Origin of the sequence: Lacisediminihabitans sp., assembly GCF_036569425.1 — a bacterium.
Lineage (GTDB): Bacteria > Actinomycetota > Actinomycetes > Actinomycetales > Microbacteriaceae > Lacisediminihabitans.
The window spans coordinates 1-13,868 of sequence record NZ_DATCQQ010000027.1; the positions used below are offsets into that span (position 1 = coordinate 1).

The window sequence follows — 13,868 nt, forward strand, 5'->3', positions numbered from 1 at the left end:
GCGACGCAGCCGGCGGCCCGCTAGCGGCGGTAGCGGATCACGTTGACTCCCGTGAACGCCCAGGCGGAGTCGACCCGGTAGCCGAGGTCTCCGAGCTTCTGTGTCGCGCCCGGCCGCCAGTCCTGCTTCGTGCTCGTGATCAGCCAGACGACGGGTGCGTCGTCGAGCCGTGAGGTCACCTGCTCGAGCGGATATCGGGTCTCCCCGAGTCTGCCCGTCTCCGCGGCCGGGGTCCTGAGTTTCACGTCGATGAGCCCGTCGAAGGCCTCGGGGTAGGAGACCGCGATCACGCGGGTCGTGGCGGCGGCGTGTCGTCGCACCGGGCCGCAGATCACCGCTGCGCAGGAGAGACTGCGGCACGAACCGTGTCGAAACTATTGCGAACCGAGGACTGATTGGCTGGCGGCCGCCGGCTCGAGGCAATTCCGGCAGGAGGCGACCTATCCTGATGGAGTGTCCACCTCATCCACGGCCAGCCCGACGCGGCCGGACCCGCTCAAGGAGCGGCGCATCCTGGTGGCGTACGGCGGTGCGGGCCTCGGCCTGGCCATCGTGCAGGGCATCGTGCACGCGCACAGCGGTCGGGTCGTCGTGCAGAACGTGCCGGGCGGATGCCGCTTCGACGTGTTCCTGCCCAAGATTCCGGTGACGGCATGAGTTCCGGTGTCGGCCCGAATTCGAGTGACGGACTGAGCCCGCGGGCCGCCCGCTGGCTGGCCGCGCTCACCGGGGTGGTCGCAGCTCTCGTCGTTCTCGGCGTGGCGGAGGCGGTCGCCCTGCTCGTCGGACCGGCGGGGAGCCCCCTCTTCGCGGTCGGCTCGCTCGTGATCGACCTCGTGCCGCCGGGGGTGAAGGAACTGGTGATCTCGCTCTTCGGCACCGGTGACAAGGCCGTGCTGCTCACCGTGCTCGGAGCGCTCGTGGTCGTGCTCGCCGGGCTGGCCGGTGTGCTTGAGGCGCGCCGCCCGCCGTGGGGCGTCGTGATCTTCGGAGCGGCCGGGCTGCTCGCGGTGATCGCGGTGCTCACCCGCGCCGGCGCCAGCGGTTTCGACGGCGCCCCCACCATCGTCGGAGCCGTCGCCGGCATCGTCGTGCTGCGGATCGGCATCCGGCGTCTCGCGCGCTGGCGGGCTGCCGCCCGGCCCCGGAGCGGAGCGGCCGGCCCGCAGGTGGAACGACGCAGCTTCCTCACTCTCGCCATCGTGGCCGGGGCGGCCTCCATTCTCGTGGGCGCCGGGGCGCGGGCGATTAACGCCGGGGCCACGGCCGTGACCCAAGTGCGCAACAGGCTCGTGCTGCCGAAGCCGGCCACAACCGCGTCGCCGGTTGCCCCCGGAGCGGAGCTCGACATCCCGGGCCTCACCCCGATCGTCACCCCCAACGCCGACTTCTACCGCATCGACACGGCGCTGCAGGTGCCGTCGATCGACTCGGACACGTGGAAGCTCAAGGTCACCGGAATGGTCGAGAACCCGATCGAGATCGACTTCGCCGAGCTGCTGGCCAAGCCGCTCATCGAGCACATGGCCACGCTCACCTGCGTCTCCAACGACGTCGGCGGCAACCTCATCGGCAACGCGCTCTGGCTCGGCTACCCGATCAGGGAGCTACTGAAACTGGCGGTGCCGAAGGCGGGCGCCGACATGGTGCTGTCCACGAGCATCGACGGGTTCACCGCCGGCACGCCCCTCGACGTGCTGCAGGACGACGGCACCGAGGCCCTGCTCGCCGTGGGGATGAACGGCAAACCGCTGCCGCTCGAACACGGCTTCCCCGTGCGCATGGTCGTGCCGGGCCTCTACGGCTACGTGTCAGCCACCAAGTGGCTGGTGGAGCTCGAGGTCACGAGGTTCGCGGATGCCCAGGGCTACTGGACCCCGCGCGGCTGGTCGGCGCGCGGTCCGATCAAGCTCTCGTCGCGCATCGACACCCCGGCGGACGGCGCGCGGGTGGATGCCGGCCAGGTCGCGATCGCGGGCGTCGCCTGGGCCCAGCACACCGGAGTGCAGCGCGTGGAGGTGCAGGTGGACGGCGGGCAGTGGGCAGAGGCGACGCTCGCCGACTCGATCTCCGCCGACACGTGGCGGCAGTGGGTGTACCGCTGGAACGCCACGAAGGGCACCCACACCGTGCGGGTGCGGGCGACCGACGCGAACGGCGTCACCCAGGGCAAGACCTACGTCCCTCCGGCCCCCGACGGCTCGGAGGGCTGGCACGAGATCTCGTTCTCGGTCTAGCCCAGCACTGCCCGGCGCAACGAGGAAGCCGCGAACTCGCGCATGCCGTCCTCGAAGACGCGCGGCGCCTCGCCGCGAGCGATCGCCGACCGAAAGAGCGAGGCGATGCCGGCGTACGGGGTGTTCTGCGGCATCCCCGGTCCGTACACGTTGTGGTAGCGCAGCGCGATCGCCGTGCCGCCGGTGGCGCGGGCCCTCGCGGTGGCGAGGTACTCCTGGGCGAGCTTGCTCACCGCGTACACGTTTCGTAGTCCGGGGCTCGGAGAAGTCCACGCCGAGGCCGACCTTCGCGGCCTGATGGCTCACGACATCCACGCCGAAGAGCGCGACGGCGCACGCGTCGCGGTCGCGCAGATCCGCGTGCACGAACTCGACCCGCGGGTCCGGCAGATAGCCGGCGCCGTGCACGTGCGGCCGCAGGGAGTCGAGCACGCGCACGCGCCAGCCGCGGCCGAGGGCCGTATCGACGATCGCGGATCCGATGAAACCGGCGCCGCCGGTGACGAGAAGGCGGGTCACGTGGTGCTCCTTGAGAGTACGGCGGCGACCGCGTCCGGCGCGATGAGTTCGCGCGGCGCGAAGTCGCCGGGGAGGGCTCGGATGATGGTCTCGATCGCGGCGACGATGCGCGGCTGCGCCTCCGCGAGCCTCGCGAGCACGAGTTGGTGGCTCACGGCATCCGGATCCTCCGTGCCCGCGGCCGGCGTGAGGCCGGCGTCGCTGTCGGTGACGAAGGAGAGGTTGACCGTGTCGATGTTGAGCTCGGAGGCGAGCGGCACCTCCGGGTACATCGTCATGTTGACGGTGTGCGCGCCGGCCGCCCGGAACCAGAGCGACTCGGCCCGGGTGGAGAAGCGCGGTCCCTGGATGACGACAACGGTGCCGCTGCCCATCAGGTTCTCGTGTTCGAGGGCGCGCCGCGCGATCTCGTGCAGCTCGGGGCTGAACGGGTCGGCAGTGGCGAGGTGCTGCACTGAACCCTCGTCGTAGAAGGTGTCCGCGCGGCCGCTCGTGCGGTCGATGAACTGGTCGGTGAGCACGAGAGTGCCCGGCGGATACTCCGGGCTGACGCCGCCCACCGCCGAGCTGGAGAGGATCACCTTCACGCCGAGGGAGGCGAGCGCCCAGATGTTGGCGCGGTAGTTGATGAGGTGCGGCGGTACCGAGTGGTCGCTGCCGTGCCGGGTGATGAATGCCGCCGTGCGCCCGCCGAGCTCGCCGATCGTCACCTCGACGGAGCCGTACGGAGTGCCGACGCGCCTCGACTCCGACTGCTCTGGGTCGAACAGGCGGTAGAGGCCGGAGCCCCCGATGATCGCGACGGTTGCTAGAGAGCTCATCCCCCAGTCTCCCAGACGAGTCTGCGCGCCCGCCTCCGCGCGCCCGTGCTTGCCTTCTCCGCCTCCGTTAGCCCACCCACGCCCGCATTCATCAGCCCGCGCAGCCCGCCGACTCGGGGCATCTGGCCGCTGACTCTGTCCCGATACCGGCCATTTGCCCCGAGTCGGCGGGCAGGCGGGCGGCACGGCCGGCGGGCGGCACGGCCGGCGGGCTGGCGGGAGGCTGGCAGGGCTGGGGAAGGATGGCGTGGGGGAGTCCCCGAAGATGGGAGCATTCCGTCATGCGTCGACCCCGTCCGCTTCCGCCCCAACTTGCATCCCGACCCTTTTCGGTGAGCGAGGCGAGTGCGGCCGGGGTATCGCGTCGCCGAACGCGGGCGGACGACCTTGCCGCCCCGTTCCACGGGGTGCGCGCCGCGAGTGCGGCTCCGCGATCGGTCGCCGCACTCTGTGCGGCCTATGAGGCGCGAATGTCGCCCGCCCAGTACTTCAGCCACGGGACTGCCGCCGAGCTCTACCAATTTCCGATTCGAGCCCGCGGCCCGCGGCTCCTGCACGTGTCGGTCACCGTTCCGGCGCATCCGCCACAGACGCTAGGGGTGAAAGGGCACCGTCTCGCAGAGGGGACGGTCGTCGTCACTCGAGGCGGCGTGAGGCTGGTGTCGGCCGAGGTCGCGTGGTGCCAGCTCGCCGGCCGGCTGTCCCACAACGACATCGTGGTCGTCGGCGACTTCCTCGTGCGGCGCAAGAGGCCGCTGTCGAGTCTGGCGAAGCTGCGAGCCACGGTGGATGCGCTGGGGGCTGTTCGGGGAGTGCGCGCGATGCGCCGCGCGCTCGAGGATGTGCGCGCCGGCACCGACTCGCCGATGGAGACTCGGGTGCGTCTGCTCCTCGTTGCCGGGGGCCTCCCCGAGCCGGTCATCCAGTTTGCGGTAAAGGATGCCGATGGCTTCTTCGTGGCCACGCCGGACCTGGCCTATGTGAAGGAGCGGATCGCGATCGAGTACGAGGGAGAGATCCATCGATCGTCCGGTATATGCGGAGGATATCGCCCGCCGTGAGGCTCTCGGCCGGGCCGGCTGGTTGGTGATCCTGGTCATCTCCGACCACTTGTCGAGGCCGCAGCTCGTGGTGCGGCGCGTCGCCGAAGCGCTGCGCGAGCGGGCCGCCCTGTAGAGCCGCTGCGTCAACTCGGCCCGCCCGAGTCGCCCGCCGAGTCGCCCGATCGCGCCGAGTCGCCCGCCCGCGCCCCGATCGCGCCGAGTCGGGCCAATCGGCCGCTCCGGGAGTCGGATGGCGGCCATTTGCCCCGAGTGGGTGCTGGGGGCGCAGGCGGCGCGGATGCGGGAGCGGGCGGGAGGGGGCGGCGCGGATGCGGGAGGGGGCGGTGCAGGCGGCGCGGGCGGGCGCAGGTGGGAGCGGGTGGGACCGGGCGGGAGCGGGCTGGCGGGAGCGAGCGGGAGGGGGCAAGACCAGCGGGAGCGAGCTGGCGGGTTGGGGAACCGGGCTGGGGAACGGGCCACCGGCGGGGAGCCCGCGCGGCAGCGGGTAAACTCGCTAGGTGGCACATCTTCTGGGAGCCGAGTCCCTTCATCTCGAATATCCCACCCGCGTCATCTTCGACAAGATCACGATCGGGCTCAATGAGGGCGACCGCATCGGCGTCGTCGGACGCAACGGCGACGGAAAGTCGACCCTCCTCAGCCTGCTCGCCGGCCGCATCGAGCCGGACTCCGGCCGGGTCACCCGCCGCAACGGCGTCACCCTCGGCATGCTCGACCAGGGCGACGAACTCGACGACAGCATCGTTGTGCGCGACGCCATCGTCGGCGACAAGGACGAGCACGAGTGGGCCGGGGATGCCCGCGTGCGCGATGTGATCGACGGACTGCTGCGCGATCTCCCGTGGGAGGCCACCCTCGGCGAACTCTCCGGAGGGCAGCGCAGACGAGTCGGCCTCGCCAAGCTCCTCGTCGGCGACTGGGACGTCATCTTCCTCGACGAGCCCACCAACCACCTCGACATCGAGGGCATCGCCTGGCTCGCCGGACACCTCAAGAAGCGCTGGTCGCCCAACGCCGGCGGCCTCATTGTCGTGACCCACGATCGGTGGTTCCTCGACGAGGTGTCCACCGATACCTGGGAGGTGCACGACCAGATCATCGAGCCGTTCGAGGGCGGGTACGCGGCCTACATCCTGCAGCGCGTCGAGCGCGACACGATGGCGGCGACGATGGAGTCGAAGCGCCAGAACCTGGCCCGCAAGGAGCTTGCCTGGCTGCGCCGCGGCGCGCCGGCGCGCAGCACCAAACCCAAGTTCCGCATGGACGCCGCCTACGAGCTGATCGCGAACGAGCCGCCGCCGCGCGACACCGTCGCCCTCAGCCAGCTCGCCACGGCGCGGCTCGGCAAGGACGTCGTCGACCTGCTCGACGTGGGAGTCACCTACGGGGGAACGAAGGACGCCGACGGGCACGTGACGGGCGGCAAGCAGGTGCTGCGCGACATCGAATGGCGGGTCGCCCCCGGTGAGCGCACCGGAATCCTCGGCGTCAACGGGGCGGGCAAGTCCACCCTGCTGAGCCTCATCGCGGGCACCCTGCAGCCCACCGTGGGCCGGGTCAAGCGGGGCAAGACCATCCGCGTCGCCATTCTGAGCCAGCAGCTCGGCGAGCTCGCCGACATCCTCGACGACCGGGTGATGGATGTCATCGCCCGCCAGAAGAGTTCGTACGTCACCGGCGGCAAGGAGCTCACCCCCGGGCAGCTGCTCGAGCGGATGGGCTTCATGACCGCGCAGCTCACCACCCAGGTGAAGGACCTCAGCGGTGGCCAGCGCCGTCGACTGCAGCTGCTGCTGATCCTGCTCGGCGAGCCGAACGTGCTCATCCTCGACGAGCCCACGAACGACCTGGACACCGACATCCTCGCCGCCATCGAGGACCTGCTCGACTCCTGGCCAGGCACCCTGCTCGTGGTGAGCCACGACCGGTACCTGCTCGAGCGGGTCACCGATAACCAGTACGGAATCCTCGACGGCACCATGCGGCACCTGCCCGGCGGGGTCGAGCAGTACCTCAAGCTGCGCGCGGCGCAGGGTCCGGCCGGCGCGACGGTCTCCGAGTCGCACCGCTCGGACGGCAAGGCCACGGTCACCAGCATCAATTCCAAGGGGCACACGAAGCTCCTCGGCGCAGAGCTGCGCAACGCGCAGAAGGAACTCGGATCGGTGAGCCGGCGGCTGGAGAAGGTCACGACCCAGATCTCCGCCGTCCACGATCGCTTTGCGGCGCACGACCAGTCCGACTACCCGGGGCTCGCGAGCCTGCAGGCGGAGCTCAAAAAGCTCGAGGATTCGATGGCCGACCTCGAGCTTCGCTGGCTCGAGCTCAGCGAGGTGCTCGAGGCCTGATCTGCTGTCAGCGACGGTTCCGCTCTCGGGCCGGTTCCGCCGTCAGAGGCGGATGCCGACCGACTACGAACGGGACGCGGGAGGCGCCTCCGATGGGAAATCGCTTACCCGGGAGCGTATGGCGACAGCCCGGATCGCGCAAGTGACGATTTCCCGATCGCTCGCGGCCGCGGCCGCGGCCCGGTCAGTGTTGTGGTCCAGTCGGCGTCGTGGCCGCCGGTCCGGACGCTCTGCGCTTCGGCCGCGCCAGCCGCTTCGGCCGCGCCAGCCGCTTCGGCCGCGCCAGTCGCTGTGGCCGCGCCAGCCGCTTCGGCCGCGCCAGCCGCTGTGGCCGCTTCGGTCGCGTGGGGTGGGTCCGCGAGCGCACCACGGGAAGGGCGCCACCGCGTGTGGCGAAGCGCGAGGGCGCTATCGCCGAGCGGGGGTGCTCTCGCGGATCACGACGGTGGTCGCGACGGGGATCTCGGTGCCGCCCACCGTGCGCGGCGCGAGAGCGAGCTCGACCGCGTGACGTCCGACATCCATTAGCGGGATCTGCACGGTGGTGAGCGCGGGCATGATGTCCCGCACGGTGGGGATGTCGTCGAAACCGGCGACCGCGATCGACTCGCCCGGTATTCGGCCGGCCTCGCGAAGCGCCGACATCGCGCCGACGGCCATCACGTCGTTCACCGCGAAGACGAGCTCCACGTCGTCGATCCCGCGCTTCAGGAGTTCGACGGCACCGGCGAACCCGCCGTCACGGGTGAATTCGGAGTGCACGATCCGGTCGGCGGGCACCGTGAGGTCGTGTTCGGCGAGCCCGTCGAGGAATCCCACGACGCGGTCCTGGGACGTGAGCAGAGAGGGGGCGCCGGAGATCACCGCGAACCGACGGAAACCCAGGCCCACGAGCGCGGCAGCGAGCCGGCGGCCGCCGCCATAGTTGTCGAGGAGCACCGTGTCGAACGGCAGCTCGTGCTGGCTGATGAAGACCACCCGGCCGCCGGTGGATTCGAACGCGGTCAGCTCGGCGACGAGGGCCTGCTGGGACGGCTCGTCCGACATGCGCGACCCGGCGAGGATGAGCACGCGCGGTCGTTGGCCGCGCAGTGCCCGCACGAGCGCGAGCTCGCGCTCGGTGTCCCTCGTGGTGACGGCCATGGTCACGATGAAGCCGGATTCCTCTGCCGCGCTGATCACGCCGGCGGCGATCGAGGAGAAGTACGGGTCGGAGATGTCGCCCACGACCAACGCCACCGTCATCGTGCTGCCCTTCGCCACAGCCTGGGCCGACAGGTTGGGCGTGTAGCCCAGCCGTGCCGCGGCGGCCTGCACGCGCTCGCGGTAGGCGTCGTTGACCTTGCGCGCACTGCCATTGAGCGTCCTGGACGCGGTGGCGAGCGAGACGCCGGCCTCGCGCGCCACGTCGTGCAGGGTGGCTGATCTCACTCCGGCGTTCATTCGCGTCGACATCCCTCGGCTGGCCGCGCAGGCTGGGCTCTCCGCGCTCTGGATGCCCATTGTTGCACGCGGGAAGCGTCGGTGTCGGGCCATCCGGAACACGCTTACCGCGGCGAAGGTGCCCGACGCTCGGTACTCCTGGGCGGGTGGGCGGCGCCAACGATCGCTCCCAGCAGTTCATTCGCACCGGCACCAACAGCGACCGGCTGCAGTTCTTCAGCGACGCCGTCTTCGCCATCGCGATGACGCTGCTCGTGATCGACATCACGGTGCCGGTGATCCAGACCGCCGGGGTGACGGATGCCGCGGTCGACAGGGCCCTCACCGCGGCCCTGCTGGAGCAATGGCACCAGTACTTCGCGTATGCCCTGAGCTTCGCGGTGATCGCGTCAACTGGGTGAGTCATCATCGCGAGTTCGCGCTCACCAGGAGGTTCGACGGCCGCGTCGTGCAGATCAACCTGCTGTTGCTTCTCCTCATCGCCTTCCCTCCGTTCCCCGCCACGGTCCTCAGCTCCTATGCCGGCAACCTCACGGCGGTCGTGCTCTATGCCTCGGTGGTCGGCGCGATCAGCCTCATCCAGTTCTGGCTTTGGTGGTACACCCATCGCAAGGGTGCCCTCGATGAAAAGGTGGATCGCAGCCTGTACCGGTTCGTCGCCCGAACGCTGCTCGTCGTGCTGGTCGTGTTCGCGCTCGCTATCCCGGTGGAGCTGATATTCGGCGGCGACATCGGAATGTACTTCTGGATTCTCACCCTGCCGATCACCCTGGTCGTCGAACGCTGGGAGCCGCGGGACCGCTCGCGCCGCTGAGGCCTTAGTCGAAGTCCAGGCTCAGCTTGCGCAGCAGGCCGGCCAGGCGCTCCTGGTCGGCGGGGGAGAGCGCGTCGAGCAGCTCGCCCTCTGAATCGAGCAGGCGACTGATCGCCGCGTCCACCCGCGCACGGCCCTGGGGCGTCATGGTCACGAGGATGCCGCGGCCGTCGTTCGGGTCGGTGCGGCGTTCGACGAGCGTGCGCTCCACGAGCCGGTCGATGCGGTTGGTCATGGTGCCGCTCGACACCAGCGTCTGCTGGAGGAGGGACTTGGGGCTCGACTCGTACGGTTTGCCCGCGCGGCGAAGCGCCGAGAGCACGTCGAACTCCCACGACTCGAGGTCTGAGGCGGTGAATGCCGCCCGCCGGGCCCGGTCCAGGTGTTTCGCCAGCCGTCCGACGCGCGAGAGCACCTGCAGCGGCGCGAAGTCCAGGTCGGGACGTTCGCGCACCCAGGCGTCAACAATGCGGTCGACTTCGTCGTGTGCGGGCATCCGTCCATTATCGCGGTCGCCTCTGTCCCGAAGCCCAACGGGGGCCCGCCCCAACTCGCGTTTCTCCGGAGCTTTGGCGCCGGGAAGCCGGTCGGGCGGCGTGTCGGGGCGAATTTCGGATGCCGTGGTCGAAACCTCCGGAGAAACGCGAGCCGGAGAAACGCGAGCCGGAGAGACTCGGGGACCGGAACGCGGTGTGCTGACTGCGGGCGCTTCGATCTGGCAGACTTGACGGGCACCGCAACGCCCCAAGGGCGAGCGCGCGATCCGCCTTAGTGTAACGGCAGCACGACAGCCTTTGGAGCTGTTCGGTCCAGGTTCGAATCCTGGAGGCGGAGCTCGATAATTGACAACGGTTTGTCAATTATTGAGTTCCGCTGTGCGTAGCACGGCCGACCGAAGGTCGGTCCCGGTAGAGCCGCGCAACCAAGCACGCCACCATCGACACGTGCAACGAGCGCCCAGCGCCGAGCGCCCAGCGCCGAGCGCCCAGCGCCCAGCGCCGAGCGCCGAGCGCCGTGCAACGAGCGCCGTGCAACGAGCGCCGAGCGCCGAGCGCCGAGTGCCGAGCGCCCAGTGCCGAGCGCCGAGCGCCCAGAGGCCCGACCCGCCCCCGCGTGCGAGAGAATGCCTCTATGACCAATCCAGATCTCGCCGTCATCATCCTCGCCGCCGGGCAGGGCACGCGCATGAAGTCGTCGCGTCCGAAGATCCTGCACCAGCTCGCCGGCATCCCGCTCGTCTCGCACGTGCTCGCCACCGCCGACGTGCTCTCCGCGAGCCACATCGTGGCGGTCGTGCGGCACGAGCGCGACGCGGTCGCCGAGGTGATCGTGGAGCAGCTGCCCGAGGCGATCATCGTGGACCAGGATGAGGCTCCGGGCACCGGCCGCGCCGTCGAGCTCGGCCTTGCCGCCCTGCCCGGCGACTTCGCCGGCCACGTGGTCGTGCTCAGCGCCGATGTTCCGCTGCTGGATGCGGCGACGATCCGCGGACTCGTCTCGAGCCACGAGCTCGGCGGCAACAAGCTCACCCTGCTGAGCGCCCACTTCGCCGACCCGACCGGCGCGGGTCGCATCCTGCGCTCCTCTGACGGCTCCTTCGAGGCGATCGTGGAGCAGAAGGACGCGACGGCCGACCAGCTGCTCATCACCGAGATCAACTCGGGCGTCTATGTGTTCGACGCCACCGCCCTGCGCGACGCGCTCATTGCGATCGGCACCGACAACGCGCAGAACGAGAAGTACCTCACGGATGCCGCGGCCGGCATCCGAGCGTCCGGCGGCCGCATCGAGGCGGTCTCCGTCTCCGACCCGTGGCTCGTGGCCGGCATCAACGACCGCGCCCAGCTGAGCGCGGCCGGGGTGGAGCTCAACTCGCGGATCGTGCGTGGCTGGCAGCTCGCCGGGGTGACGGTGCACGATCCGGCCACGACCTGGATCGACCTCGCCGTGACGCTCGCCGAGGACGTGGAGATCCTGCCGGGCACCCAGCTCAAGGGAGCGACGGCCGTCGACCGTGGCGCGATCGTCGGCCCGGACACCACGCTCACGGATTGCGAGGTGGGCGAGAACGCGGTGGTCAAACGCACCGATGCGACCCTCGCGGTGATCGGCGCGAACGCGACCGTTGGTCCGTTCGCCTACCTCCGGGCGGGCACCTATCTCGGTGAGGGCGGCAAGATCGGCACCTTCGTGGAGACGAAGAACGCGAGGATCGGCCGGGGCAGCAAGGTTCCGCACCTCAGCTATATCGGCGACACCACGATCGGCGAGCACACCAATCTCGGCGCCGGCGCGATCACGGCCAACTACGACGACATCACCAAGCACCACACCGAGATCGGTTCGCACGTGCACTCCGGGTCTCACAACGTGTTCGTCGCGCCGGTTAGGATTGGTGACGGAGCCAAAACGGGAGCGGGAACGGTGGTCCGCAAGGACGTGCCGGCCGGCGCTCTCGCAATCAGCGTGGCTCCGCAGCGGAACATTGTGGGCTGGGTCGAGGAGAAGCGCGCGGGCACGGCGTCGGCGAAAGCCGCCGCGGCGGCCGAAACGCCCGTCGCCGAGTAGCTTTTCGGCGGCCACCCCACAGTGCAGTGCAGCGCCGAAGATGGACAGTGCGTCGGGTGACCGGCAGAGAGCAGGGTACGTGGCCGAGATCACCGCCACCGGACAAAAGCGACTCGTTATCGTGACGGGTCGGGCCCACCCTCAGCTGGCGATCGATGTGGCCTCCGAACTCGGCGCGGATCTCGTGCACACCGACGCGCGCACCTTCGCGAACGGCGAGATCTACGCGCGCTACGACGAGAGCGTTCGGGGCTGCGACGCCTTCGTCATCCAGTCGCACACCTATCCGATCAACGAGTGGCTCATGGAGCAGCTCATCATGGTGGACGCGCTCAAGCGGGCCTCCGCCAAGCGGATCACCGTGGTCGCGCCGTTCTATCCGTACGCGCGCCAGGACAAGAAGGGCCGCGGCCGCGAGCCGATCTCGGCACGCCTCGTCGCCGACCTCTTCAAGGCGGCCGGCGCCGACCGCATCATGAGCGTCGACCTGCATGCCGCCCAGATCCAGGGCTTCTTCGACGGCCCGGTCGACCACCTCTTCGCGATGCCGGTGTTGCTCAAGTACTTCAAGGAACGCCTCGACCCGTCTACGCTCACCGTCGTCTCGCCCGACATGGGCCGCGTGCGTGTCGCCGACATCTGGAGCGACAAGCTTGGGGCGCCGCTCGCGATCATCCACAAGCGACGCGACCCGAGGGTGCACAATCAGGTCTCGGTGCACGAGATCGTCGGCGAGGTGCGCGGTCGTACCTGCCTCATCGTTGACGACATGATCGACACGGGCCGCACCATCGTGAAGGCCGCAGAGGCGCTCAAGGGAGCCGGGGCGACGAACGTCGTCGTGGCGGCGACGCACGCCGTCTTCTCCGAGCCGGCATCCACGATCCTGCAGAGCGAGTTCATCGACTCCGTCGTGGTGACCGACACCCTGCCGATCTCGGCGGACAAGCGGTTTCCCACCCTCACCGTGCTGCCGATCGCCCCGCTGCTGGCCAGCGCCATCCACCAGGTGTTCAGCGACGGTTCCGTGACGTCGATGTTCGACGGCGCGGCCTGACCCCGCCGCCTGACCCCGCGGTCTGACCCCGCTGCCGGACCCCGCCGGTTCGCCCCTTGCCAACGGGGCCCAATCGCGCTAACGTACAACCAAATGGTTGTATGTAGCGAGGCGTCGAGCACGGCGTCCCTTGACGACGGCGAGATCGATCGCCTCTTCCACGCCCTGGCGGATGCGACGAGGCGTGACATCGTGGCGCGCCTGCTCGAGCGTGAGCAGTCCGTCTCGATGCTCGCCGCACACTACTCGATGAGCTTCGCGGCGGTGCAGAAGCACGTCGCGGTGCTCGAACGGGCGGCGCTCGTGGGCAAGGTGAAACGGGGACGGGAGCAGATCGTGCACGCGGATCCCGCCACCCTGCGCCGGGCGACCCGGCTGCTCACCGCGTGGGAAGACGTCTGGGCGGAGCGTGTCGCCCGGATGGACGACATCCTCACCGAGCCCGCCCTCGACTGATCACGAACTAACTGTCCAGGACAAATATGCCCAAGAGAAAGGTCACGAACAATGCCGATCATCAGTAGCGAGAAGAACCCGGAACAGCTGTCCCTCACCCTCGTCACGGAGTTCCCGGTGGAGGTGGGCCGGGTGTGGCGGCTGTGGTCGGATCCGCGCCAACTGGAGCGCTGGTGGGGACCGCCGACCTGGCCGGCCACCTTCGAGCGCCACGACTTCGTCGTCGGAGGCACCGCGAGCTACCGGATGACCGGCCCGGACGGCGAGTCCGCCCCCGGCTGGTGGCGATTCACCGCGATCGACGAGCCCCGCAGCCTGGAGTTCGAGGACGGCTTCGCCGACCAGTCCGGTGAGCCGGACCCCGCCATGCCGGTGACCAGGGTGGTCGTGACGATCGAAGCCGTGAAGGGCGGCACCCGCATGACCACGGTCTCGCACTTCGCGAGCCTCGAGCAGCTTGATCAGCTCGTGGCGATGGGCATGGAAGAGGGGATGCGCGAGGCGGCCGAACAGATCGACGCGCTGCTGGCGGCCTGAGGCA

General features: G+C 69.7%; 15 protein-coding genes, 1 tRNA gene and 1 pseudogene. 11 read left to right on the forward strand and 6 right to left on the reverse strand.

The annotated features are described in order from the left end of the window. Window positions 1-20: 20 nt before the first annotated feature. Entirely contained in the window at window positions 21-335 is a 315-nt protein-coding gene (locus tag VIM54_RS05265) for a hypothetical protein (RefSeq protein WP_331899723.1), read from the reverse strand. A gap of 118 nt (window positions 336-453) precedes the next feature. Here VIM54_RS05265 and VIM54_RS15905 point away from each other — a divergent pair, with 118 nt between their 5' ends. After that, window positions 454-657: an ATP-binding protein gene (locus VIM54_RS15905; RefSeq protein ID WP_414673172.1), complete on the forward strand. Its 204-nt coding sequence runs from the start codon at window positions 454-456 to the stop codon at window positions 655-657. Further along, window positions 654-2,237, forward strand: coding sequence for a molybdopterin-dependent oxidoreductase (locus tag VIM54_RS05275; protein ID WP_331899724.1), 1,584 nt, complete (start codon window positions 654-656; stop codon window positions 2,235-2,237). The genes VIM54_RS15905 and VIM54_RS05275 overlap by 4 nt, the downstream gene beginning before the upstream one ends. On the opposite strand, the gene VIM54_RS15910 is transcribed toward VIM54_RS05275, so the two are convergent. From VIM54_RS15910 to VIM54_RS05285, 3 genes and pseudogenes are all read right to left on the reverse strand, one after another. Then, complete coding sequence (locus VIM54_RS15910; RefSeq protein WP_414673173.1) at window positions 2,234-2,470, reverse strand: NAD-dependent epimerase/dehydratase family protein; 237 nt, start codon at window positions 2,468-2,470, stop codon at window positions 2,234-2,236. The genes VIM54_RS05275 and VIM54_RS15910 overlap by 4 nt on opposite strands. A 64-nt stretch (window positions 2,471-2,534) precedes the next feature. After that, window positions 2,535-2,756: pseudogene (locus VIM54_RS15915) on the reverse strand (NAD-dependent epimerase/dehydratase family protein); the annotation flags it as partial. Then, a complete protein-coding gene (locus VIM54_RS05285; protein ID WP_331899725.1) occupies window positions 2,753-3,577 on the reverse strand; it encodes an MTAP family purine nucleoside phosphorylase in 825 nt (274 codons plus the stop codon). The pseudogene VIM54_RS15915 and the gene VIM54_RS05285, both read right to left, overlap by 4 nt. 470 nt (window positions 3,578-4,047) lie before the next feature. On the opposite strand from VIM54_RS05285, the gene VIM54_RS05290 reads away from it, so the two are divergent. Together VIM54_RS05290 and VIM54_RS05295 are read left to right on the forward strand one after the other, a co-directional pair. Beyond that, window positions 4,048-4,638, forward strand: coding sequence for a hypothetical protein (locus tag VIM54_RS05290; protein WP_331899726.1), 591 nt, complete (start codon window positions 4,048-4,050; stop codon window positions 4,636-4,638). A gap of 500 nt (window positions 4,639-5,138) precedes the next feature. Then, entirely contained in the window at window positions 5,139-6,989 is a 1,851-nt protein-coding gene (locus tag VIM54_RS05295) for an ABC-F family ATP-binding cassette domain-containing protein (RefSeq protein WP_331899727.1), read from the forward strand. A 408-nt stretch (window positions 6,990-7,397) separates the two neighbouring features. Here VIM54_RS05295 and VIM54_RS05300 read toward each other — a convergent pair whose 3' ends face one another. Beyond that, the gene (locus tag VIM54_RS05300; RefSeq protein ID WP_331899728.1) at window positions 7,398-8,420 is read right to left on the reverse strand and encodes a LacI family DNA-binding transcriptional regulator; all 1,023 of its coding nucleotides are present in this window, start codon (window positions 8,418-8,420) and stop codon (window positions 7,398-7,400) included. 158 nt (window positions 8,421-8,578) lie between these two features. On the opposite strand from VIM54_RS05300, the gene VIM54_RS05305 reads away from it, so the two are divergent. Then, window positions 8,579-8,833, forward strand: coding sequence for a TMEM175 family protein (locus VIM54_RS05305; RefSeq protein WP_331899729.1), 255 nt, complete (start codon window positions 8,579-8,581; stop codon window positions 8,831-8,833). Further along, entirely contained in the window at window positions 8,830-9,246 is a 417-nt protein-coding gene (locus tag VIM54_RS05310; protein WP_331899730.1) for a hypothetical protein, read from the forward strand. Before VIM54_RS05305 ends, VIM54_RS05310 begins: the two co-directional genes overlap by 4 nt. Before the next feature lie 4 nt (window positions 9,247-9,250). Here VIM54_RS05310 and VIM54_RS05315 read toward each other — a convergent pair whose 3' ends face one another. Continuing rightward, window positions 9,251-9,742, reverse strand: a complete 492-nt coding sequence (locus VIM54_RS05315; protein ID WP_331899731.1) for a MarR family winged helix-turn-helix transcriptional regulator — start codon at window positions 9,740-9,742, stop codon at window positions 9,251-9,253. Between the two features lie 266 nt (window positions 9,743-10,008). On the opposite strand from VIM54_RS05315, the gene VIM54_RS05320 reads away from it, so the two are divergent. The 5 genes from VIM54_RS05320 (at window position 10,009) to VIM54_RS05340 (ending at window position 13,864) form a co-directional block, all read left to right on the forward strand. After that, window positions 10,009-10,080, forward strand: a tRNA-Gln gene (locus tag VIM54_RS05320). 297 nt (window positions 10,081-10,377) lie between these two features. Beyond that, window positions 10,378-11,814: a bifunctional UDP-N-acetylglucosamine diphosphorylase/glucosamine-1-phosphate N-acetyltransferase GlmU gene (glmU, locus tag VIM54_RS05325; RefSeq protein ID WP_331899732.1), complete on the forward strand. Its 1,437-nt coding sequence runs from the start codon at window positions 10,378-10,380 to the stop codon at window positions 11,812-11,814. A 40-nt stretch (window positions 11,815-11,854) separates the two neighbouring features. Beyond that, window positions 11,855-12,871: a ribose-phosphate diphosphokinase gene (locus VIM54_RS05330; protein WP_414673174.1), complete on the forward strand. Its 1,017-nt coding sequence runs from the start codon at window positions 11,855-11,857 to the stop codon at window positions 12,869-12,871. Window positions 12,872-12,964: 93 nt separating this feature from the next. Further along, window positions 12,965-13,327, forward strand: a complete 363-nt coding sequence (locus tag VIM54_RS05335; protein WP_331899734.1) for a metalloregulator ArsR/SmtB family transcription factor — start codon at window positions 12,965-12,967, stop codon at window positions 13,325-13,327. Window positions 13,328-13,378: 51 nt separating this feature from the next. After that, a complete protein-coding gene (locus VIM54_RS05340; protein ID WP_331899735.1) occupies window positions 13,379-13,864 on the forward strand; it encodes an SRPBCC domain-containing protein in 486 nt (161 codons plus the stop codon). Window positions 13,865-13,868: the final 4 nt, after the last annotated feature.

What these genes read in the sequence shown, in the direction of transcription:
- VIM54_RS05315 (WP_331899731.1), bottom strand. Translation starts at nt 9,742, where the DNA reads ATGCCCGCACACGACGAAGTCGACCGCATTGTTGACGCCTGGGTGCGC.
- VIM54_RS05340 (WP_331899735.1), top strand. Translation starts at nt 13,379, where the DNA reads ATGCCGATCATCAGTAGCGAGAAGAACCCGGAACAGCTGTCCCTCACC.
- VIM54_RS05290 (WP_331899726.1), top strand. Translation starts at nt 4,048, where the DNA reads ATGTCGCCCGCCCAGTACTTCAGCCACGGGACTGCCGCCGAGCTCTAC.
- VIM54_RS05335 (WP_331899734.1), top strand. Translation starts at nt 12,965, where the DNA reads ATGGTTGTATGTAGCGAGGCGTCGAGCACGGCGTCCCTTGACGACGGC.
- glmU (WP_331899732.1), top strand. Translation starts at nt 10,378, where the DNA reads ATGACCAATCCAGATCTCGCCGTCATCATCCTCGCCGCCGGGCAGGGC.
- VIM54_RS05285 (WP_331899725.1), bottom strand. Translation starts at nt 3,577, where the DNA reads ATGAGCTCTCTAGCAACCGTCGCGATCATCGGGGGCTCCGGCCTCTAC.
- VIM54_RS05330 (WP_414673174.1), top strand. Translation starts at nt 11,855, where the DNA reads ATGGACAGTGCGTCGGGTGACCGGCAGAGAGCAGGGTACGTGGCCGAG.
- VIM54_RS05275 (WP_331899724.1), top strand. Translation starts at nt 654, where the DNA reads ATGAGTTCCGGTGTCGGCCCGAATTCGAGTGACGGACTGAGCCCGCGG.